This window comes from Psychrobacter sp. PAMC 21119 (genome assembly GCF_000247495.1).
GTDB lineage: Bacteria > Pseudomonadota > Gammaproteobacteria > Pseudomonadales > Moraxellaceae > Psychrobacter > Psychrobacter glaciei.
This window is the reverse complement of sequence record NZ_AHVZ01000026.1, coordinates 1-21,975: the sequence shown is the minus strand read 5'-3', so window position 1 is coordinate 21,975 and position 21,975 is coordinate 1. Positions and strand designations below refer to the sequence as shown.

Annotated in this window: 19 protein-coding genes; 15 read left to right on the top strand and 4 right to left on the bottom strand. The window is 44.2% G+C overall.

What is annotated here, in order from left to right:
- Positions 1-109: 109 nt before the first annotated feature.
- Together nfuA and RH96_RS10235 are read left to right on the top strand one after the other, a co-directional pair.
- Positions 110-790 carry a Fe-S biogenesis protein NfuA gene (gene nfuA / locus RH96_RS10240; RefSeq protein WP_010200634.1) on the top strand — a complete coding sequence of 227 codons (681 nt, stop codon included), beginning with the start codon at positions 110-112 and terminating at the stop codon, positions 788-790.
- A 237-nt stretch (positions 791-1,027) separates the two neighbouring features.
- Positions 1,028-2,350, top strand: coding sequence for an O-acetylhomoserine aminocarboxypropyltransferase/cysteine synthase family protein (locus RH96_RS10235; protein WP_010200633.1), 1,323 nt, complete (start codon positions 1,028-1,030; stop codon positions 2,348-2,350).
- Positions 2,351-2,463: 113 nt separating this feature from the next.
- Here the strand turns inward: RH96_RS10235 and RH96_RS10230 are convergent, their stop codons facing one another.
- Both RH96_RS10230 and rsmI read right to left on the bottom strand, forming a co-directional pair.
- A complete protein-coding gene (locus RH96_RS10230; RefSeq protein WP_010200631.1) occupies positions 2,464-3,483 on the bottom strand; it encodes an adenosine kinase in 1,020 nt (339 codons plus the stop codon).
- Between the two features lie 52 nt (positions 3,484-3,535).
- On the bottom strand, positions 3,536-4,492 hold the full coding sequence (gene rsmI, locus RH96_RS10225) for a 16S rRNA (cytidine(1402)-2'-O)-methyltransferase (protein WP_010200629.1): 957 nt from the start codon (positions 4,490-4,492) through the stop codon (positions 3,536-3,538).
- A 124-nt stretch (positions 4,493-4,616) separates the two neighbouring features.
- Here rsmI and RH96_RS10220 point away from each other — a divergent pair, with 124 nt between their 5' ends.
- The 8 genes from RH96_RS10220 to hisC all read left to right on the top strand — a co-directional run bounded on the left by RH96_RS10220 (position 4,617) and on the right by hisC (position 12,917).
- A complete protein-coding gene (locus RH96_RS10220) occupies positions 4,617-5,141 on the top strand; it encodes a YraN family protein (RefSeq protein ID WP_010200627.1) in 525 nt (174 codons plus the stop codon).
- Positions 5,142-5,448: 307 nt separating this feature from the next.
- Entirely contained in the window at positions 5,449-6,303 is an 855-nt protein-coding gene (locus tag RH96_RS10215; RefSeq protein WP_010200625.1) for a BON domain-containing protein, read from the top strand.
- Between the two features lie 236 nt (positions 6,304-6,539).
- Positions 6,540-7,520, top strand: coding sequence for an alpha/beta hydrolase (locus RH96_RS10210; protein WP_010200623.1), 981 nt, complete (start codon positions 6,540-6,542; stop codon positions 7,518-7,520).
- Positions 7,521-7,696: 176 nt separating this feature from the next.
- Positions 7,697-7,948 (top strand): BolA family protein, encoded by a 252-nt coding sequence (locus RH96_RS10205; protein WP_010200621.1) that lies wholly within the window; start codon positions 7,697-7,699, stop codon positions 7,946-7,948.
- Between the two features lie 117 nt (positions 7,949-8,065).
- Positions 8,066-9,334 (top strand): UDP-N-acetylglucosamine 1-carboxyvinyltransferase, encoded by a 1,269-nt coding sequence (murA, locus tag RH96_RS10200; protein WP_010200619.1) that lies wholly within the window; start codon positions 8,066-8,068, stop codon positions 9,332-9,334.
- 85 nt (positions 9,335-9,419) lie between these two features.
- Positions 9,420-10,115: an ATP phosphoribosyltransferase gene (hisG, locus tag RH96_RS10195; protein WP_010200618.1), complete on the top strand. Its 696-nt coding sequence runs from the start codon at positions 9,420-9,422 to the stop codon at positions 10,113-10,115.
- Positions 10,116-10,400: 285 nt separating this feature from the next.
- Positions 10,401-11,696 (top strand): histidinol dehydrogenase, encoded by a 1,296-nt coding sequence (gene hisD / locus RH96_RS10190; RefSeq protein ID WP_010200617.1) that lies wholly within the window; start codon positions 10,401-10,403, stop codon positions 11,694-11,696.
- 87 nt (positions 11,697-11,783) lie between these two features.
- Complete coding sequence (gene hisC, locus RH96_RS10185) at positions 11,784-12,917, top strand: histidinol-phosphate transaminase (RefSeq protein WP_010200616.1); 1,134 nt, start codon at positions 11,784-11,786, stop codon at positions 12,915-12,917.
- 99 nt (positions 12,918-13,016) lie between these two features.
- On the opposite strand, the gene RH96_RS10180 is transcribed toward hisC, so the two are convergent.
- Together RH96_RS10180 and RH96_RS10175 are read right to left on the bottom strand one after the other, a co-directional pair.
- Positions 13,017-14,690: an anthranilate synthase component I family protein gene (locus RH96_RS10180; protein ID WP_010200615.1), complete on the bottom strand. Its 1,674-nt coding sequence runs from the start codon at positions 14,688-14,690 to the stop codon at positions 13,017-13,019.
- A gap of 3 nt (positions 14,691-14,693) precedes the next feature.
- On the bottom strand, positions 14,694-15,929 hold the full coding sequence (locus tag RH96_RS10175) for a beta-ketoacyl-ACP synthase II (protein WP_010200614.1): 1,236 nt from the start codon (positions 15,927-15,929) through the stop codon (positions 14,694-14,696).
- A gap of 593 nt (positions 15,930-16,522) precedes the next feature.
- Between RH96_RS10175 and RH96_RS10170 the strand changes: the two genes are divergently transcribed.
- The 5 genes from RH96_RS10170 to RH96_RS14820 all read left to right on the top strand — a co-directional run.
- Complete coding sequence (locus RH96_RS10170; RefSeq protein ID WP_010200612.1) at positions 16,523-17,674, top strand: EcsC family protein; 1,152 nt, start codon at positions 16,523-16,525, stop codon at positions 17,672-17,674.
- 410 nt (positions 17,675-18,084) lie between these two features.
- Positions 18,085-18,459: a 30S ribosomal protein S12 gene (rpsL, locus tag RH96_RS10165; RefSeq protein ID WP_010200611.1), complete on the top strand. Its 375-nt coding sequence runs from the start codon at positions 18,085-18,087 to the stop codon at positions 18,457-18,459.
- A gap of 210 nt (positions 18,460-18,669) precedes the next feature.
- A complete protein-coding gene (gene rpsG, locus RH96_RS10160) occupies positions 18,670-19,143 on the top strand; it encodes a 30S ribosomal protein S7 (RefSeq protein ID WP_010200608.1) in 474 nt (157 codons plus the stop codon).
- Positions 19,144-19,506: 363 nt separating this feature from the next.
- Positions 19,507-21,633 (top strand): elongation factor G, encoded by a 2,127-nt coding sequence (fusA, locus tag RH96_RS10155; protein ID WP_010200606.1) that lies wholly within the window; start codon positions 19,507-19,509, stop codon positions 21,631-21,633.
- Positions 21,634-21,856: 223 nt separating this feature from the next.
- Positions 21,857-21,975, top strand: a 119-nt coding sequence (locus RH96_RS14820; protein ID WP_010200604.1) for a GTP-binding protein, incomplete at its 3' end; no start/stop codon positions are given.

The following is a 21,975-nucleotide window of genomic DNA, read 5'->3' as shown; positions in this document are numbered from 1 at the left end:
CTATAATATCAGCCGTTATGCTTGATAACTGTTAAACCAAATTGCCCAAATTCACGACACAGCAGCTATGACAGCAGTCGCGTTTGTGTCATAACGCATAGGAAAAATTATGAGTGAGCACAATCAAGCCAGCCAATCAGATCAATCTGCAGACTATGAATCAGCGCTAGATACTGAGCAAGCAGAAACGAAAAGTAATATTACCATTACCGAGTCAGCCCAAGGTTATTTGGCCGATTTACTGTCCAAGCAAGATACCGACGGCATCGGTGTGCGTATCTTCGTCGAGCATCCTGGTACGCCGCGTGCCGAGTGCTGTATGGCTTATAACCAACCAGGCGAAGAAGACAGTGCTGATCTACGTTTTACCTACGATGATTTTTCTGCTTTTATTGAAGCGTCGTCAGTCCCTTATTTAGAAGATGCGGTCATTGACTACAATAAAGATCGTTTCGGTGGTCAGCTAACTTTCCGCGCGCCAAACTCTAAAATGCCAAAAGTGGGTGCTGATGCCAGCGTAGAAGAGCGTATCAACTACGTATTGCAGTCTGAGATTAACCCAGGCTTAGCGGCGCATGGTGGTGACGTACAGTTGCTTGAGTTGATCGATGAAGAAGGCGTTGGTCTCACTGCCGTATTGAAATTCGGTGGTGGTTGCCAAGGCTGTTCAGCCGTTGATATGACCTTGCGTCAAGGCGTTGAAGTGCAACTTAAGCAGCAAATACCAGAGCTGACACAAGTCATCGATGAGACGGATCATACTCGTACTGAAAATGCTTATTACAAATAAGTGGTAAGTATCAATACAATCAGAAGTAGATTGAAATAGGGTTACTTATGCTGGGTGATTATTAATAAACCCAACATTGGCTATTCTTTTCATAAAGAAGCTGGGTTATGATTAACTCAGCTTTTTTTTATGGCTATCATTTATAAGATGGCTTTTTTAGAGATTATTGGTCAATCGATACCTTTAAATGATCTATTTTGATTGATGCTTTTTTTAGTGACTACCAAGGAGTTTGTTATGAGTGATGGACAACCAGAGACCAGTTCAGATAACGGCACAAAACCTACGCAGCGCTTAGAGACCTTAGCGATTCATGCGGGTTACAGTGTTGAGCCAACGACCAAAGCGGTCGCTGTGCCTATTTATCACACCAGCTCGTATGCGTTTGATAATACCCAGCATGGCGCAGATTTGTTTGATTTAAAAGTCGCGGGCAATATCTATACGCGCATTATGAACCCAACCAATGCGGTATTAGAAGAGCGCGTTGCGGCGCTTGAAGGCGGTATCGGTGCGCTTGCAGTAGCATCTGGTATGGCAGCCATCACTTATGCGATTCAAACCATCTGTGAAGCGGGTGACAACATCGTTGCTGTATCGACCTTGTATGGCGGTACTTACAATTTATTTGCCCATGCTTTGCCGCGTCAAGGTATCGAAGTCCGCTTCTTTGACCACAAAAACCCTGAGGCGATTCGTGATTTAATTGATGATAAAACCAAGATGGTCTTTGCTGAAAGTATCGGTAATCCACTGGGTAACATTATTGATATTCAAGCACTCAGTGACATCGCGCACGAATATGGTGTGCCAGTGGTGATTGATAGTACGGTTGCCACGCCAGCGATTTGCCGTCCGTTTGAGTTTGGGGCGGATATTGTCATTCATTCATTGACCAAATATATGAGTGGTACGGGCACCTCGATTGGTGGTGCGATTGTCGATAGCGGGACGTTCCCTTGGGGTGATTACCCTGAGCGTTTCCCATTGCTGAACACGCCAGATCACAGTTATCACGGTGTGAACTTCGTCAAGGACGTTGGTGCAGCGGCCTTTATCGCTCGTGCTCGCGTGGCACCGCTGCGTAATACTGGCGCGGCACTTAGTCCATTAAATGCTTTTGGTATCTTGCAGGGTATGGAGACGCTGAGTTTGCGTATGGAGCGTCATGTACAGAACGCGCAAGCAGTGGCTGAGTATCTGCGTGACCATGATAAAGTTGCTTGGGTAAAGTATGCGGGTCTGCCAGATCATCCTGAGCACGAGCTTGCAAAGAAATACATGAAGGGTACGCCCTCTGCTATTTTGACTTTTGGGGTAAAAGGTGGTCTTGAAGCTGGGGCGCGCTTTATTGATGCATTGCAGTTGATTACGCGCTTGGTCAACATCGGTGATGCCAAATCACTAGCCTGTCATCCAGCGACGACCACGCATCGTCAGTTGAACGAGAAAGAGTTAGAGAATGCTGGTGTGAGTACTGATATGGTGCGATTGTCGATTGGTATTGAACATATCGACGATATCAAAGCCGATTTAGAACAGGCATTAGCCTCGGCTTAACCTGCAAGTTTCTTATTTCTTAACAATAAAATAATTTGCAAAAGAAAAAGCCCATATCGATTTGATATGGGCTTTTTTATTAGGGCTGTGCCGTCCTAAAATATGTTTAGAGATTAAGCGGACAGTACCCGTTTGGCAATCTCTTTATAATCCTGCGGCATGAGTCGTGGGCCAAATTGTTGAATAACTTGTGCTGACACTTCGCTGGCAAGATGACCACATTCTGGTAAGGTGTACTGCTGCGATAAAGCGTATAAGAACGCCCCCGCATAGTTGTCGCCAGCCCCATTGGTATCGATGACATTGGCAACGACTGGCGTAGCAATATCATGCACCACAATCTCTGATTCGGCATCAGGTTTATGAGCGATAACAGCGCCTTTTTCGCCATCCGTCACTACCGCAATTTGGCAATGTTCAAGTAAGGCACGCGCGGCTGCTTTGACTTGTTTTTTATCCGTAAAGAGCTTGGCTTCTTCACTATTACAAAATATCACTGCCACTTTGTTGCCCAGCATATTGAGCAAACCGTCTTTGGCAAATTTAACCACCGCTGGATCAGCGAAGCTCACCGCAATCTTTGCATTATGGATGCCAGCTTGCTGACGTAACTGAGTCATGGCTGGCTGGATGCCCTCGGACATGGCTAAATAGCCTTCTAGGTATAACCAATCTGCTTGCGTTAGCGCATCAAAATCGACGTTATCAGCGACAATATCGCTTGAGGTGCCTAGATAAGTCTGCATGGTGCGTTCACCATCTTCTGTAACGGCAACCACACAAGATCCAGTTACACCGCCTTCATGGATAGATTTATCTGAGGTGGCGACGCCTGCTTCGTGCAAGTCCCTGAGGTAAAAGGCGCCTTGATCATCATCGCCCACACGGCAAGCATAAAACGGCTTGCCACCTAAACTGGCAAAGGCATACATGGTATTGGCTGCTGAGCCACCACCCGCTTGTTTTGATGGCGCAATTTGTGCAAGTTGGAAGTAGGCCAACAGTTGCTGCTGCTCTTCGATACCTGCCAAGGTCATATTGCCTTTGGTCAACTCTGTCTCTTCCAACGCTGCATCAGATAGCACATATTCGTGGTCAACCAAGGCATTCCCTATCGCCATTACATCGTACATTGCTCACTTCTCCTCAATTAAATTATAAACGCTTATCTTTTATATTCGAAAGTCATTCAGCTTGTAGATCAAGCAAACGCTGATAGAGGGCATTCTTTTTGACACCCGTAATATCGGACGCCAATGCAGCGGCTTTTTTGACCGATAAATCCTCTAACAATCTTTGCAATAATTTGTCATGGATGCTGATATCGTCAGTATCTTGTGCCGCATCAACGCCAGCGACCACCACGACTATTTCGCCACGCTGCTGATTATCATCTGCTTTGACAAACTCAACCAAGTCGCCTAGCGTACTCTTACGGACGGTTTCAAAGGTTTTGGTCAATTCGCGGCAAAAAGCCACGTCACGATCCGCGCCAAATATCGTCGCCATATCTTCTAAGCTGGTAATAATACGATGCGGTGCTTCATAAAATATCAATGTTTCGGTGCGTGAATTTAGAGCAGTCAGCTGTTTTTGGCGACCATGGGTTTTCGCTGGTAAAAAACCAATAAAGCTAAAACGGTCTGACGGTAATCCCGCTACAGACAATGCAGCAATCGCCGCAGAAGCGCCAACGATAGGCGACACAGTAACCCCAGCAGCATGGGCGGCTTGCACCAATTGATAACCAGGGTCACTAACCAACGGCGTACCGGCATCACTGATTAAGGCGACCGAATGACCTTGCTGAATCATCTCAATAATTTTCGGCGTTTGAATGGCGCTATTGTGCTCATGGTATGCCCAAAGCTTATTATGTCCTTTTTGCTTGCCTACAGCCTCAGAATCATCCAAGTTATTATGATTGGCTGGCGCTTTGGTATCGTCCGTTTTACTGCTTTTTTTATCTTTAGTGTCGATGCCAAAATGCGACAACAGCTTACCCGAAGTGCGGGTGTCTTCGCAGGCAATGATAGCGACTTGCTTTAAGATATCAACCGCATGCGGTGTCATATCGGTAAGATTGCCAATCGGCGTGGCAACGATATATAGGCAAGCTGGCATCGCAGTAGGGGTAGACATAAAACCTCGAAGTATTAAAAACTGGAATTAAAAAATAAGGTGGCGCTGACATTTATCATATATCGTTCAGGTAAATATTGAACAATCAATAATGACAAAAGGGCGCAAAAGTGGTTAGTTTAGCATGTTGTGCTATGATAATTATGAAATGTTGACCAGACCCATGGACGCTATGGCAGATCATAAACCTTTGACCCTTACTTCACCAAAACAGCGCCAAGGCAGCCGCTTTGAAGAACGAGCGTGTGAGTTTTTACAAGCGCAAGGATTACAGCTGATTGCACAAAACTGGCAGCAGCCTAAAGTTGGTGAGTTAGATTTAATAATGCTAGAGACGGGGCAGGCGTGGTCGACGCTGGTATTTATTGAAGTACGTCAGCGCCAGCATTCAGGTTTTGGTGATGCTGCGCTTAGCGTCACGGCAAGCAAACAACGTAAAATTATAAAGACGGCTCGTTATTTTTTACAAGCGCACCCTGAGTATAGTCATTATGAGTGCCGCTTTGATGTGATTGCTTATGATACGAATAAGATTAATACTCACAGCATTGCTGCAAATAATACGGATAAAAATAACAGGGATTGTACGAATAAATCGAAGAATCAGCCAGAATGGCTAAAAGGCGCTTTTATAGCCAGCGCGTGGTAATGGTGCGTTTTGACTGCGTTACCAAACAGGCAAAGAAAGTACGACCCCATGTTATCGTTACCAAAAACCTAACCGCCCGCCGTAAAAATTAAGTAAAGTGATTGAAAGAAAATGGCTAGTCGTAGAAACAACGACGTTAGCGATTACTCAGTCGATAATTCTTATTTTGATATTTTGATATTTGATATTTGATATTTGATATTTGATATTTGATATTTGATATTTGATATTTGAGAGTTACTCAGTTAGAACTGCTAAACCAATTGATCTCATACAATCGTCACCATCATGCTTTAAGAGGTAAATAATGACACGGATGCATTTGCGCACTGCTATTTTTGGTTCATCACGTCGCACAGCGATAGGCGTTATGCTAATGACTGGTCTCGTTCTCGTCAGTACAGGTTGTAGCACCAATTATCTGACCAATAGTACCGAGGGCACCTATGGCGTGCCGATGACCGAGCGCACGATTCCACAGCGTCTGCTCGATCGCAGTATTGAGCATACGGTCAAAATCAATGTTTATGGTCTCAAAGAAGACCTACAGCAAATCAGCCGTATGGGTATTGATAGTTTTAACAGTGAAGTGTTGCTGACCGGCGAAGTACCAACTGAGGCAATCAAAGCAGAAGTTGAAAAAGTCGTCAGCTCTATGCCAGATGTGCGCCGTGTCTACAACGAGCTGAATGTTAGTGCCTCGAAGGGTTATAGCTCAACCGTTCACGATGGTTATATCACCTCAAAGCTATTGGCAAAAGTCGCAGCGAATGACGGCGTCAAAGCCTCACAAATCAAAGCAGTGACTGATAATGGTGTGGTCTATATTATGGGGCGCATGACGCCTACCCAACAAAGCCATCTGATTGATATCGCTAACGACACAATCGGTATTACAGAGCTGGTATTGCTGACCACCGTCGTCGATGATAGAGGGGTGAAGTTGGCTGAAGATGATATTATGTATGAAAATAATTTGGCCAATCCTACGATGGTGCCTGCTATTGACTCTAATGTAGCGTCTAACGCTAACCCTAATGTAAACAACACTGTGACGCCTAATGCTACTAGTACTGCGACACCTATTGTCATAACAGAGGAAGGGGAGTCGGTTAATCAGCCGTCATCCAGCCCTTATATTGATCTTTATCAGGGTCAATAAGTATTTAATCAATAAGCGCACTGTTAAGTAATCACAATAATCCTAAACAGTGGCAACAGTAAAAGCACGATAATGCTTCAGCCAGCCAGTAAGATATAAAAAGTAAAAAACAACTGTGACAGCGTGAGGCTCATTCATCATAAAACGTCGTTATGATGAATGAAGTACAGAACCCATACGGCTGTTATAAGGCAATCCACTGTTGATTGAAAATAAATATAATAGGAATACTGGCTATGAAGGATTCAAACACGTGCGCTCCAGCTATTGATTCACGCAATACCGAACAACCAAATATTAAAGCCCGCACGCTCAAACTTACAGGGGCAGGCGTTACTGCTGCATTGGCGATAGGCGGCATTGCACTCGCTACCCAAAATGCGCAAGCTTTGTCACCACTTGCTGTAGTCAATGGTATTACGTCAAGTGGCGGCGTTGGGGTCAGTAAAAACATTCTATATGGTGATGAGCCATCGCAAGACTTAGATATTTATTATCCCAAGCCATTGGCACAAGCGATGAAAGCCCAAAGCGCTATCAACGACAGTTATCCAATGGTGGTTTTTGTCCATGGTGGCTCGTGGGAGAGTGGTAATAAAGAACAGTATGCCTTTGTTGGTCAAAGCTTGGCGCAGGCAGGCTATGTCACCGCCGTGATTAATTATCGCAAAGCACCTGAACATGTGTATCCTGATTATGTCGAAGATGCGGCACAAGCGATTGCTTGGAGCCTCGACAATGCAACCAGCCTGCATGCCGATCCGAAACGCTTGGCGGTGGTCGGACACTCTGCTGGTGCATTCAATGCGGTTGCTGCCGTTGCTAATGAAGATTTTTTAGCGCCTTATGGTGTTAAGCCAAAAGACATTAAAGCGGTTGTCGGTATTGCTGGACCTTATAGTTATGACTTTCGTAAATTTGACAGCGCAACAGCCTTTGCTGCTGATGCCACGCCAGACGAGGTAATGCCAGATCGTCAAATCAAAGGTGAGCAGCCCCCTTATCTATTGCTGACTGCCGAAAAAGACAAAGTGGTGTATGCAACCAATACGATTAAAATGACCAAAGCGCTGCAAGAGGCGGGTGTCACTGTGGAAAATGGTGAAATCAAAGGGGCTAGCCATGCCACCAGTATCGGTGCGATGGCACCGCCGCTACGGTGGGTCAATGATGTGCGTGCGCAAGTATTAACGTACTTGGATAAAAATCTTAAATAGTCAGGTCTGCTCATACCGCGCCTATTTAAATATTTGGCATTTAACCATGTTGTTAGCGCTGGTTTAATCGCTTAGGCGCAGTTGCGTAAGACAATACTGTAAGATGCTTCAACTCTTGTTATAATGTCGTTACTTTACTTCTATACCCTATTTGAAACTTTAAGGCAGAATATTTTATGAGCATGAACGCTGACGATTTGATTGCATTTTTACAGACTCACTTCCCAGACGCTTTTATTCAAGCTGCCAATCAAGGTAATAAGTTTGATGTACGCGTGGTTGATGCCAGTTTTGAGGGCAAACGCGCCGTGCAACGTCAGCAAGCGATCTATGCGCTAGTCAACGACAAGATTGCCAGTGGTGATATTCACGCGCTCAATATTCAAGCGCTGACGCCTGCTGAATGGGATGTTCAGTCAAAAGGTTAAATTTTTTATATACGATTGGCTTTTAAAGAACGGATTGTTTTAAGGATTATTATAATGATTGGTTCGATAAGTCTGATTTTCACTATTTTTAATACTCATCGCTAGGTTGTCACTTCTATGGATCAATTTTTAATCACTGGTAGTAGTCGTATCGCAGGGGAAGTTACTATCTCAGGCGCCAAAAATGCTGCTTTGCCATTATTGGCAGCTATGATATTGGCCGAGACCCCAACGACATTGCACAATGTGCCCTCATTACAAGATGTGCGGACGTTGATTGAATTGATCGGTGGCATGGGTATCAAAATCCAAAAGCAGGACGATACCGTCACTTGCGATACCAAGACTATTGATAACTTCTATGCACCGTATGATTTGGTAAAGACCATGCGTGCCTCGATTTTAGTCCTTGGGCCATTGCTGGCGCGTTTTGGCGAGGCAGAAGTCTCATTGCCCGGTGGCTGTGCGATTGGGTCACGCCCTGTCGACCAACACCTAAAAGCTTTCGAGGCGATGGGTGCTGAGATTAGTGTCGAGAATGGCTATGTAAAAGCACAAGCGCCAAAAGGTGGCAAGCTGATTGGCTGTAACTACTCTTTTGACATGGTGACCGTTGGCGGTACTGAAAACGTCATTATGGCAGCGGCTTTAGCCAAAGGCACGACTGTTCTTGGCAACTGTGCGCTTGAGCCAGAAGTGGTTGATTTGGCCAATATGTTGGTCGCGATGGGTGCCAAAATAAGTGGTATCGGTACTTCTATCATGACCATCGAAGGCGTTGAGCGCTTACACGGTTGTGAGTATTCAGTGGTGCCAGATCGTATCGAAACTGGCTCTTACCTTGCTGGCGCGTTGATGACTCGCGGTGATGTGTTGACCAAAAACACGTCTGCGCTATTATTAACGCCTGTGCTAGAAAAATTCGAAGACATGGGTGCCGTGATTACCAGTGGCGATGATTGGATTCGCGCCCAAATGAAAGGTCGTCCACTGCCTGTTGATATTCGTACCCAGCCACACCCTGGCTTTCCCACCGACATGCAAGCGCAAGTCATGGCGATTGCCTGCTTGGCGAATGGCACCAGTACTTTTATCGAAAATATCTTTGAAAATCGCTATATGCATGTGCCTGAGCTCAATCGTTTAGGCGCATCTATTCAAGTAGATGGTCATACGGCTGTGGTTAAAGGCGTCGAAAACTTCACGGCTGCCCCTGTCATGGCGACTGATTTACGTGCGTCTATGTCATTGGTGATGGCGGCGGCGACTGCTGAAGGCAAAAGCTTAATCGACCGTATTTATCATATCGATCGTGGCTATGAGCATGTTGAAGAAAAACTGCGTGCGCTTGGGGTTAATATCGAACGTATCAATACCAACGATTAAACCAGCGATTAAGCTTGATTGGCGTTATAAATTTAAAAAATCCTCTTTAGTGGGGATACTCACTGTACATGGACACGATGTCATTATGACTGAAGCAAGCAACAATCTACCGAGTAATGGTTTATTAAACGAAGTAAATAATGAGTTTTCAGGTCTAACACTGGCCTTATCAAAAGGCCGTATACTAGAAGAGACCATGCCATTGCTACGCGCAGCTGGTGTTGAGCTTTTAGAAGATCCTGAAGCCTCACGCAAACTTATTTTCCCGACCTCAAATCCTAATGTGCGCGTTTTGATTCTGCGTGCCAGCGATGTACCAACCTACGTTGAACATGGCGCTGCTGACTTTGGGGTAGCGGGCAAGGATGTGTTGCTAGAGCATGGTGCCAATCATGTCTATGAGTTGCTTGATTTGAAAATTGCCCAATGTAAGCTGATGACCGCTGGCGTAAAAGATGCGCCACTGCCCAATCGTCGCCTACGTATTGCCACCAAGTATGTCAATGTTGCCCGTGCTTACTTTGCCAGTCAAGGTCAGCAAGTCGATGTCATTAAGCTATACGGTTCGATGGAGCTTGCCCCATTGGTCGGTTTGGGTGATTTGATTGTCGATGTGGTTGATACAGGTAATACGTTGCGCGCCAATGGTCTAGAAGCTCTCGATCATATTTGTGATGTGTCATCACGTTTGATTGTCAATCAGGTCAGCTACAAGCGCAAATTTGCACTACTTGAGCCGATCTTGGGTAGCTTTAAAGACAGCGTTGCTAGCAACTCATAAAACAGAAATGCATAAAGATGCCTATCATCGATAATATGAAGTATGTATTGATAATATAAAGCATGGTCATGCAGATTTTTAAACCAGTTTAGCGCTCTATGATAGACATAGCATGCTAAACTGGTTTTATTGTGTTGGCTTGTCAAATAGTAAGTGTTCAGTATAATCTGAATAAAATCATTATAAATAAGCTGACGAAAGCTTTTGCCACATTTATACCATTGGCTTTATTTTTCCATCGTTTATTTTTTAGCAGTATTTTATGCCCAGACATAGGATGAGGTCATGCGCCAGTTAAGTACCCAAGATGCCAGTTTTGATAGTGAATTGACACAGTTGCTTGCTTTTGAAACGGTCAATGATGCCGATTTATTAAAAACCGTTGATGATATCATCGATCGAGTGCGCCACGATGGCGATAGCGTCGTATTGGCGTTAACCCAGCAGTTTGACCAGCATCCAGCGACGACAATGCAAGAGCTCGAGCTGTCTAAAGAATCACTTGCTGAGGCGTTTGCCAATCTTGATGAAAAAGTAAAAACAGCATTGATGACGGCAGCGACGCGGGTACAGACCTTCCATGAGCGCCAAGTACAAGAGACTTGGCAATACGAAGATGAGCTGGGCAATCGTTTAGGTCAAAAGGTGACTGCGCTAGATCGCGTCGGTATCTATGTACCCGGTGGTCTGGCGTCTTACCCATCTTCTGTATTGATGAATGCTATTCCTGCCAAAGTAGCTGGTGTTAATGAAGTGATCATGGTGGTGCCAGCGCCTAAAGGCATACTCAATCCATTGGTATTGGCAGCGGCGCATTTGGCACAAGTTGACCGTGTCTTTACCATCGGCGGTGCGCAAGCAGTGGCGGCATTGGCATACGGTACTGAAACGATTCCAGCGGTAGATAAAATCACCGGACCTGGTAACAAGTACGTGGCAGCGGCGAAGCGTGCGGTATTTGGGCAAGTTGGTATCGATATGATTGCTGGTCCTTCTGAAGTATTGGTGTACGCAGAGGGCGAGGCGCAAGATCGCGCTGATTGGCTAGCGATGGATTTATTGTCACAAGCTGAGCATGACCGTATCGCCCAAGCCATCTTTGTCACGACCAGTGAACAGCAGCTCGCAGAAGTGGCCGCTGAAATTGAAAAAGCACTGGCAGAATTACCAAAAGCTGATATCGCTCGTGATTCGCTAAAAAACCGTGGTGCGTTGATACTAGTAAAAGATAGAGCTGAAGGGTTGGCGCTCATTAATCGTATTGCCCCTGAGCATTTAGAGTTGTCTGTTGATAATCCTGATGTGCTATTAAGTGACATTCGTCATGCTGGGGCTATTTTTATGGGACGTCACACGCCTGAAGCGATTGGTGACTATTGCGCAGGGCCCAATCATGTGTTGCCAACATCTGGCACCGCACGTTTTTCTTCGCCACTCGGCGTTTATGATTTCCAAAAGAAGTCTTCGATTATTTATTGTAGTGAAGCAGGCAGCAAGCCATTGGCTGAAACGGCAGATATCTTAGCGCAGCGTGAGGACTTAGAAGCCCATGCACGTTCAGCTCGTTATCGTTATCAGTAAGATAGCTTGGATGGTTTAAGAGTTGTTTTAGACATTTTTTTAGACATTTACTTTTAATAGTCTTCGTGGCTAATTTTAGGATAATTTATGAGTGAGTCAAAGGTAGATACCAGACTTTGGTCATCTAAAGCGCGTAACTTGTCACCTTATGTCCCTGGTGAGCAGCCGCAACACGACAATTTATGTAAATTAAATACCAATGAAAACCCATTCCCACCTTCCCCGAAAGTAGGGGAGGCAATCGCAAAAGTCTTAGAGCAGCAAGCAGATGATTTACGCTTGTATCCTGCGCCCGAATCTGATGATTTGCGTGCCGCATTGGCACAGCTTTATAGTATTGAAGCAAACCAAGTCTTTGTCGGTAATGGCTCAGACGAAGTGTTGGCACTCGTTTTTGCCAGTTTTTTCCTAAAAGAGCGCCCCGTTTTAGCCCCTGATATCAGCTATAGTTTTTACCCTGTATATGCCCAGACTTTCGGTATCGATTTGATACAAATTGCGCTAGAAGAGGATTTCAGTATCGACCCTGATGCGTATCGTCAGCCTTGCAGCGGTATCATCATTGCCAATCCTAATGCGCCAACCGGTTTATTATTATCGCTTGACGACATTCGTAAGCTGGCGGGCGAGCACACTAATGCAGTGATTGTGATTGATGAGGCGTATATTGATTTTGCTGGGGCAGCTGATGGCAGCTCAGATTCAGAAATTTCAGCAGTGAGCTTGATCAATGAGTTTGACAACATTCTTGTGACGCAAACCTTTTCGAAATCACGCTCACTTGCTGGTTTGCGCGTCGGTATGGCCTTTGGAAATATCTCATTAATCGAAGCACTGACACGCATGAAGAATAGCTTTAATAGCTATCCACTCGATAAACTGGCGCAAGCTGGGGCGACGGCCAGTGTCTTAGATACTGAATATTTTGAGCAGACGCGTCAGCAGGTTATTGATCTGCGTGAGTCACTAACAGCGGACTTAGTGGCATTGGATTATCAAGTGCTGCCATCACATGCTAACTTTGTATTTGTGCGTCCAAAAGAGGGTAATGCGAGTGCGGTAGCGAATGCGTTACGAGAGCAAGGCATCATCGTCCGTCATTTTGACAAACCTCGCATCAGTGAGTACTTGCGTATTACGACCGGTACAGCTGAGCAAAACAACCGTTTAATCGAGGCTTTGCAAGCATTGCAGAAAAAGGCTGAAATCGTTGCTGATTAATATCTCGTTAACGGTTTTGATGGTTTGAAATTGTAGTAATAAAAAATCCTGCTCAACATGACGTTAGCAGGATTTTTTAGTCGTCTTTTCGAATGACGCTTAAGTGTGTTTATAGAGATGTTCTTGACTTAAAACACTTAACAGATTACCTACCTTATCGAGACATTCTTGATATTCTGCATCACAATCAGAAGCGACAGTAATACCACCGCCTGCCCATAAACTGACTTCTCTAGCGCCGATCAACGATTCATTTGCTTGCAGGGTACGAATGAGTACATTCCATTGACCACTTCCATCAAAGTTCATATAGCCCATGGTGCCACAATAAGCACCACGCGGTGCAGTTTCCAGTTCAGATATAATCTCAACCGCCCGCTTTTTTGGTGTGCCGGTAATAGAGCCAGCGGGCAAACTGCCAAATAATACGGCTAATGGATGAGTATCTGGCTTTAACTCAGCCGTGATGGTACTAACCATATGATGCACATTGCTAAAGGTCTCAATCGCAAATAACTGTGGCACTTTGACGCTACCAGTTTTGGCATATTTACCCAAATCATTGCGCAGTAAATCAACGATCATGACGTTTTCTGCACGATCTTTTTCACTATCGATCAGTTGCTGTTTATAAGCATTATCTTGTGCAGTATTCAATCCGCGCGGCATCGTTCCTTTGATCGGTTTGGTGCGAATATGATGTTTGCCGGTGTTAGTGTCTTTTGTAAAAGTAAAAAATAACTCAGGTGAGCAGCTCAATAATTCGAACGGATGCAATGACGTATGGTCTTTGATGTCCTGGTTAAAGTGATTAGCGGCTAAGTACCCTGCAAAGGGAGCTTTTGTATTCCGATGTAGGGCAGGTAAATAATCAATAAGCATCGGTAAAATGCCATCATCGTTGAGGTTGTTATCAAAAGAACCTTGCCATTCTTGGGTCAGATTGATTTGATAGCAGTCGCCCTGCTGTAGATAATCTTGGGTTTTTGCAAAAGCCCTTTGATAATCATTTTTATGCCAGCGCTCGTTCAATATTAAGGGCGCTAACGATGATGCACTGTCATTAGAGGGTTTTTTTCTATTGAATAATTCATGGTCTAGCATGTCTAAATACGATATAAGCGCTGATAGTGTTGCGTCTGTTGCCTCGCTATCAGTATTTAAACCTAGTGTATTTAGTCTCCAGCCATTTTCTTTATCAGACGGGGTTAGGTAGATATCGTAATGACCTAATACCGCACAAGGCTGCGCTGCCAGCTTGATATTTGCAGCTGGGCTGAGCTCATGAGCAGCAATATCATAACCGATAAAGCCTATCAGACCATGATGATAACTTGGCTTCTCATTTACATCGCTTGCTGGCTTTGAGTCTTTATTAGCATCCTCACAAGCTTGGCTATAAGCAATTAATTCATCCTGCCATTTAGCATAGCTCATATATGTCGTTGTTGACGTAGGGCTATCATCAAGACAAGAACCACGACAATTTTTAATAACTTTATAAGCGCCTGACGGATCGTCAGTTGGCTTATTATTGGCAGCATCATAGTGGACGGACCAGCTTACTTTAGGGAGCAAACCAATCACTGGTCGGTCATCATTACTTAACCAAACCAATTGCCAGTTGGCTTCAGTATCTTTTGCTATTAGATGACTTTGCAGTTGTGGTATTAATTCGGCAGCCGTTAGCTCACCAAAACGCCAGCTAAGTTGAGTAGCTGGCGATAGGGCAGAAACTGTCTGCTCAGTATTCTTATGATTTTCTGCAGGCATAGTTTACGCGTCAAAATTTTTGATAATTAAGGTAGCATTCGTACCACCAAAGCCAAAGCTATTACTCATCAAGGTTTCGAGATTGGCATCACGTTTTTCGGTGACGATATCAAAGCCTTCAGCCGCAGGGTCTAAGTTTTCAACATTAATACTTGGCGCGATAAAGCCTTCTTGTAGCATCAATAGGCAATAGATTAATTCTTGCGCACCGACGGCACCCAAGCTATGACCGGTCATTGACTTGGTCGAGCTGATAGGCGGTACTTTGCTGACATCATTACCGAATACTTTAGCAATCGCTTTAAGCTCAGTGATATCACCTAGTGGCGTACTCGTACCGTGGCTGTTGATATAATCGACGCTTTCTAGACCAGCTTCGGCTAGTGCTTGCTGCATACAGCGTACTGCGCCTTCACCGCTTGGTGCGACCATTTCTGCACCATCAGAGCTGGCACCGTAGCCGACGATTTCAGCCAATATATTGGCACCGCGTGCTTGAGCATGTTCTAGGCTTTCTACAACAACCATTGCACCGCCAGCAGCAATCACAAAACCATCACGGTCTTTGTCATAAGCTCTTGAGGCAAGTTCTGGCGTGTCATTATACTGTGTACTAACTGCGCCCATCGCATCAAACATACAAGACTGCGTCCAGTGTTCCGCTTCACTACCACCAGCGAGCACGATATCGGCTTTGCCTAACTGAATAAGCTCAGCGGCATGACCGATACAATGCGTTGAGGTTGCACAAGCAGAGGCAAGAGAGTAGGACACTCCTTGAATTTTTAGACCAGTGGCCAATGCTGCGGATACCGAGCTGCCCATGGTTTTTGGTACTGCCATCGCACCGACACCGCGCAGACCTTTTTCACGCATCGCATCTATCGCATTGACGATATTTTCTGTCGATGCGCCACCTGAGCTGGCTACGACGCCCACTCGTGGATTGCTATTGATAGTCTCAAGCGATAAGCCAGCGTGCTCAATCGCATTTAGGGCGCTGACATACGCATAGAGGCTGGCATCACTAAAGAAGCGCTTTAATTTACGATCTATAGCGGAGGTGTCGAGTTCTGCTTTATCGATACTGCCACTAATGTGTGATTTAAATTCATGTTCAGCATAAGAGTCATTAAATGTAATGCCAGACTGCCCTTGCTTAAGAGCGGCAGTAACCGTGGCTAGGTCATGTCCGATACAAGAGACAATCCCTGCTCCAGTGATAACAACGCGGCGCATATTCTATTCCTTATTAATAACGATTTTTGATAATTACCTTTAATAATCGCTTTTGAGTCCATCATTCTATTATGTAGCGGTTGGCATGGCTGTTTTATGATAGCAGCAGCTGGTTAAAGGTAATCTAGACAATTAAATAATGGCATCTCTAAAAAGTTTTTTAACTTTTAAAGGCTACTTAACTTCTAAAGGTTTCTTTAAAGTGATTGTTTTTATCATCATAGAACCAAATACATGATTGCCAGCTAATGCCTTAGCCTATGTCATATGATAACGTATCAAGGGTTCAAAATCTTTGGATAAGTGCAAAATAACCACAAAACATTGATTGCGGTTAAAAGTAGCCATGACAGACTTTTTTGCGATATGATAATCGTGATTTTAGCCGTTAAGATACCGCTATTTTTATACAGATAAAAGTAGGGCAGAGACGCAGAAAAATATCGATAACTACGAATAAGCTGTACTTTTAGATACAAAATTTGTGACCGCGATAACATTGTTCGCACTGACAGCTGTTTGCCTAATTGGCTAAAATGACCCATTCATTACTACTATAAAAAATGACCAATCATCATATTAAGGACATAACGATGGCAAAGCGTAGCACTCTCTCTAAGGGTATCAATACTATTGGCTATTTTGCTCGCAACAACCTAGAACGCATGGGTGCAGCGATTGATAGCATGAATGCAAAGACGGGTAAACCGAGTCACTATAAAGCGGTAGATCTAGGTGATGAAGACTATCAGCAAGATTTATTTCGTGAACAAACCCTAAAGGCGACTCAGCAATTATTAGGCACTCGTTTTGCCACCTATGGTAAGTATGCCAAAAAAGTAGTGCCGAATAGCCTATTTCAATCGACAGTTGATGGCGCTTTTGCGCAAATTGCTAAGCTCGCTGCTACTTGGAGTCAGATTGACCTGCCCAATGAGCATCGTTTTGCTAGCGTTGCAAGTCTAGACGATGAAGAGCGTTATGCACTGGCGACCGATATTGCCAATCAAAACCGTGCGCTTGCTACGATTGGTGGCTTAACGGGCTTGGCTGGATTACCAGGTTTGCTGGCTGATACTTTATGGTTGTTGCTAGTGTCTTTGCGTACTGTTTATCAATTGGCTGCGGTTTATAATAAGCCGTTGACAGGTAAGCAAGGCGTCAAGATGGCATATGAGCTGCTTGCCAATGCTGACCTAAGTAAGATGCAAGAAAAACAAGCGCTGCTTGCTGGTATTGGCATCGGTAAAGGCTTGCTGGACAACGCGCAAAGCAATGGTCTGCATAGTGAGCTTAAAAACCTAGGCCTTAAAAACAAAAATGTGAATTTTTATGCTGAACAAGTAGACAATATTGCCAGTCAGGTAGGTATCGATCTTGATCAGATTAATTTATCATGGGTACGTCGTTTTTTACCAGGCACTGCGGTAGTGGTAGGCATGCGTTATAACAGCCAACTCATTGACGAAGTGATCGGTGTGGCGCAAGCGACTTTTGCCCCAGAAACCAAACTTGCCAATCGTGCGATTACCGATGATAGCGGTAGCGAGGAAGAGGTGAGCAAACCCGCCAGCAATGATGAGAAAGGTGCTGGTAAAAGTAATGATAGCAAAAATGCTGATGATAAAAGCAACGATGAGCGTAAAGACCCAGAAGACAAAGAGAGCAAAAAAGACAACTCAAACAAATCGTCAGACAGTAAATCAAAAAGCACAGACAAAGCAGCAGATAAGCAAAATAAGTAAACTGAAACAACCGTCCATATTTAAATGTAGCGATATTGTCTTAGCTGTCTTGAAAAGTAAGATAATATCGCCATTTAATCGTCACGAACTGCCAGGCATTTACCTCTAAATACCTTTTATTGATAATGCTTGTGTTCATAGTATGTAAGTCTGCCAACACCACCGTATTTAACGTCTTGTTTTTCAGCTATTTTTCAGTGCAGAACAGATAAAGTGTTATAGTGGTAGGCTTAATGCATATATATCGAATGTTGTAAAGTAAAACAACTCATAAGTGGTTGAATTAGCAGCAACAACTCTTTATAATATACTGTCCTAAAAATGGGTGTGCCGAAATCTGCGAATTGCGTCAGATCGATGGTGCATTGCCCCATTTTTTTGTTTTATACCAAACGGGAGAAGGATGCCTTATGGCAACAACTAACCAATTGATTCGCAAGGGTCGCAAAACCATCAAGGAAAAGTCAAAAGTTCCTGCGTTGCAAGCGTGCCCACAACGTCGCGGTGTATGTACTCGTGTATATACTACCACGCCTAAAAAACCTAACTCAGCCATGCGTAAAGTATGTCGTGTACGTTTGACTTCAGGCTATGAAGTATCAAGCTACATCGGCGGCGAAGGTCATAACCTACAAGAGCACAGTGTTGTTCTTATCCGCGGTGGTCGTGTAAAAGATCTACCAGGTGTACGTTATCACACTGTTCGCGGTGCACTAGATTGCGCAGGCGTTAAAGACCGTAGACAAGGTCGTTCTAAGTATGGTGCCAAGAAGCCTAAAGCTTAATATTAGCTTAGCTTATTTGCATCACCCAATAACTGTGCATGGGTTTGGTGTCAACAGTAGTATTGGTTAATATAAATTACTTTATATTGGCTAGCTACACCTAAACATACCACCATGCAGTAAGGCTAACTGACAACTCATTACTATGTCCTATGATGACGAGTATGATGTTGTGAATGTTGGACACTCCTGAAGACAAGGAAATTTATTATGCCAAGACGTCGCGTCGTTGCTACCCGTGAGATCCTACCGGATCCTAAGTTTGGTAGCCAAACTGTTGCAAAATTCATCAACCATGTAATGAGTCATGGTAAAAAATCTACTGCTGAGCGTATCGTTTACGGTGCCCTTGAGACAGTCAGTGAAAAACGTAAAATCGAAGATCCAGTATCTTTCTTTGAAGAAGTTTTAGAGAATGTACGCCCAATGGTAGAAGTAAAAGCTCGCCGTGTTGGTGGTGCTACCTATCAAGTACCAATGGAAGTACGCCCCTCCCGTCGTACTGCCTTGGCTATGCGTTGGTTAGCTGAAGCTGCTGCTAAGCGTTCTGAAAAATCAATGGCTTTACGTTTGGCTGGCGAATTGAATGATGCCGCAGACGGCAAAGGCAATGCTATGAAGAAGCGTGACGAAGTTCACCGTATGGCAGATGCTAACAAAGCGTTCTCTCACTACCGTTTCTAGACTATTTTTTAGACCACTTGTTAAGAGTGGTTTTAAAGCAATAGTTTATGCTAGTTAATTATTTATTCTATTGATTGCCGCCATCCTCATCAGGTTATTGATATTTTTTCATCGTAAGATAATAAAGTACTCACATAATCTGGATGGCGGACATCTGTCAAGATGCTGTCCTGAAAAGGATACTGTTCTTCATAGACAGCATCCCCAATTTGATGCCGCTATATTCTAAGTATTTGCTCTTTTTTTGTCCGTATTAGGCCCAATAATCAGTAAGTAATATTACGAAGCTGACTGCTTTGTCATAGAGTATGAGGTAGAGATACAACACATTAATATATACACGAATTTCCCTAGGAAAACACTATGGCTCGTAAAACTCCCCTAAAACGCTATCGCAATATTGGCATTTCTGCGCACATTGATGCTGGTAAGACGACCACGACAGAGCGTGTCTTATTCTATACCGGTGTTAGTCATAAAATTGGTGAAGTTCATGATGGCGCAGCCACCATGGATTGGATGGAGCAAGAACAAGAGCGCGGTATTACTATTACTTCAGCGGCGACGACTTGCTTCTGGTCAGGTATGGCTAAGCAGTTTGACGAACATCGTATCAACATTATTGACACCCCAGGTCACGTTGATTTCACGATTGAAGTTGAACGTTCTATGCGTGTACTTGATGGCGCTTGCATGGTTTACTGTGCAGTAGGCGGCGTTCAGCCACAGTCTGAGACCGTATGGCGTCAGGCTAACAAATATAAAGTTCCACGTCTTGCATTCGTAAACAAAATGGATCGCGTTGGTGCTGATTTTTATCGTGTTATCGATCAAATCAAAACTCGTTTAGGCGGCAAGCCAGTACCATTGGTTATTCCAATTGGTAAAGAAGATGCTTTTGAAGGCGTAGTGGATCTTGTGACTATGAAAGCCATCTATTGGGACGAAGCGTCTCAAGGTATGGAATATGACGAGCGCGAAATCCCAACAGAACTTCAAGAAAAAGCAGAAGAATATCGTGAGTATTTGGTAGAAAACGCTGCTGAAGCTTCAGAAGAACTCATGAATGAGTATCTTGAAAATGGCGAATTGACAGTAGATCAAATCAACGCTGCTATCCGTCAATTGACTATCGATAACGAAATCATTCCACTACTTTGTGGTACTGCCTTTAAAAACAAAGGTGTACAGAAGATGTTGGATGCGGTTATTCAGTATCTGCCTGCACCAATAGATGTACCAGCTATTCGCGGTATTCTTGATGACAAAGAAGAAAGCGAAGGTACTCGTGAAGCATCAGACGACGCACCATTCTCAGCACTTGCTTTCAAAATCATGAATGATAAGTTCGTCGGTAACTTAACCTTCGTTCGTGTTTATTCAGGTGTTATCAAGCAAGGCGGCAGCGTTTATAACCCAGTTAAAATGAAGCGTGAGCGCGTTGGCCGTATCGTACAGATGATGGCAAACACGCAAGAAGAGCTTGAAGAAATCCGTACTGGTGATATCGCTGCATTGGTTGGTATGAAAGATGTAACGACTGGTGATACGTTATGTGACGAAAGCAATGTTATCACGCTTGAGCGCATGGAATTCCCAGATCCAGTTATCAGCCTAGCGGTTGAACCTAAGACCAAAGCTGACCAAGAAAGAATGTCAATCGCTTTAGGTCGTTTGGCTAAAGAAGATCCATCGTTCCGTGTACACACTGACGAAGAATCTGGTCAGACAATCATCAGTGGTATGGGTGAGCTGCATCTAGAGATTCTTGTAGATCGTATGAAGCGTGAGTTTAACGTTGAAGCCAACATCGGTGCGCCGCAGGTTGCTTATCGTGAGACAATTCGTGAGACGGTTGAACAAGAAGGCAAATTCGTACGTCAAACGGGTGGTCGTGGTAAGTTTGGTCACGTTTGGTTACGTCTTGAGCCTATGGATCCAGCTGGCGACGTTCTTTATGAATTCTCTGAAGAAGTTGTTGGTGGTACGGTACCAAAAGAGTTCCACGGTGCGGTTGATAAAGGTATTCAAGAGCGCATGAAAAATGGCGTACTTGCTGGCTATCCAATCGTTGGCGTAAAAGCGACATTGTATGACGGTTCTTACCATGACGTTGACTCGGATGAGCTATCATTCAAAATGGCTGGTTCTATCGCTTTCAAAAAAGGCTTCATGGCAGCAAACCCTGCACTACTTGAGCCAGTCATGAAAGTTGAAGTTGAGACACCTGAAGATTACATGGGCGACATCATGGGCGATTTAAACCGTCGTCGTGGTATGGTTCAAGGTATGGAAGATCTGCCTGGTGGCACTAAGCAAATCCGTGCAGAAGTACCATTAGCCGAAATGTTTGGCTATGCTACCCAAATGCGCTCAATGTCTCAAGGCCGTGCAACGTACTCAATGGAATTCCAAAAGTACGCTGAGATTCCAAAATCAGTAGCCGCTGACATCATCTCTAAGTTCAACTCTAAAGATGGCGACGAGTAAGTAAAGTCTATTTAATGGTGACAATATAGGGCAGGTCTCTATATTGTCATTGAATAATACGTCAATAATTGGTTAAAAGACTTGTTATTGGCCGTGATTTTCTTATAATATCTGCACATTAGTATGTGCGACCTTTTAACAATTATCTTAATGTGGTCAGGATTGTCTCAATTATTGTATTTATACTAGTTGAGCACTGCCCCCAAAAAAAGAGGAAATACCCATGGCAAAGGCCAAGTTTGAACGCAGCAAGCCACACGTCAACGTCGGTACCATCGGACACGTTGACCATGGTAAAACAACCCTAACAGCCGCTATCGCAACCGTAGCAGCAATCACCTC

Coding starts and splice junctions, on each gene's coding strand:
- hisD (WP_010200617.1), top strand. CDS start 10,401: ATGCGCCAGTTAAGTACCCAAGATGCCAGTTTTGATAGTGAATTGACA.
- RH96_RS10175 (WP_010200614.1), bottom strand. CDS start 15,929: ATGCGCCGCGTTGTTATCACTGGAGCAGGGATTGTCTCTTGTATCGGA.
- hisG (WP_010200618.1), top strand. CDS start 9,420: ATGACTGAAGCAAGCAACAATCTACCGAGTAATGGTTTATTAAACGAA.
- RH96_RS10215 (WP_010200625.1), top strand. CDS start 5,449: ATGACACGGATGCATTTGCGCACTGCTATTTTTGGTTCATCACGTCGC.
- RH96_RS10220 (WP_010200627.1), top strand. CDS start 4,617: ATGTTGTGCTATGATAATTATGAAATGTTGACCAGACCCATGGACGCT.
- RH96_RS10180 (WP_010200615.1), bottom strand. CDS start 14,690: ATGCCTGCAGAAAATCATAAGAATACTGAGCAGACAGTTTCTGCCCTA.
- hisC (WP_010200616.1), top strand. CDS start 11,784: ATGAGTGAGTCAAAGGTAGATACCAGACTTTGGTCATCTAAAGCGCGT.
- RH96_RS10235 (WP_010200633.1), top strand. CDS start 1,028: ATGAGTGATGGACAACCAGAGACCAGTTCAGATAACGGCACAAAACCT.
- RH96_RS10230 (WP_010200631.1), bottom strand. CDS start 3,483: ATGTACGATGTAATGGCGATAGGGAATGCCTTGGTTGACCACGAATAT.
- rpsL (WP_010200611.1), top strand. CDS start 18,085: ATGGCAACAACTAACCAATTGATTCGCAAGGGTCGCAAAACCATCAAG.
- rpsG (WP_010200608.1), top strand. CDS start 18,670: ATGCCAAGACGTCGCGTCGTTGCTACCCGTGAGATCCTACCGGATCCT.
- RH96_RS10170 (WP_010200612.1), top strand. CDS start 16,523: ATGGCAAAGCGTAGCACTCTCTCTAAGGGTATCAATACTATTGGCTAT.
- rsmI (WP_010200629.1), bottom strand. CDS start 4,492: ATGTCTACCCCTACTGCGATGCCAGCTTGCCTATATATCGTTGCCACG.
- nfuA (WP_010200634.1), top strand. CDS start 110: ATGAGTGAGCACAATCAAGCCAGCCAATCAGATCAATCTGCAGACTAT.
- RH96_RS10210 (WP_010200623.1), top strand. CDS start 6,540: ATGAAGGATTCAAACACGTGCGCTCCAGCTATTGATTCACGCAATACC.
- murA (WP_010200619.1), top strand. CDS start 8,066: ATGGATCAATTTTTAATCACTGGTAGTAGTCGTATCGCAGGGGAAGTT.
- RH96_RS10205 (WP_010200621.1), top strand. CDS start 7,697: ATGAGCATGAACGCTGACGATTTGATTGCATTTTTACAGACTCACTTC.
- fusA (WP_010200606.1), top strand. CDS start 19,507: ATGGCTCGTAAAACTCCCCTAAAACGCTATCGCAATATTGGCATTTCT.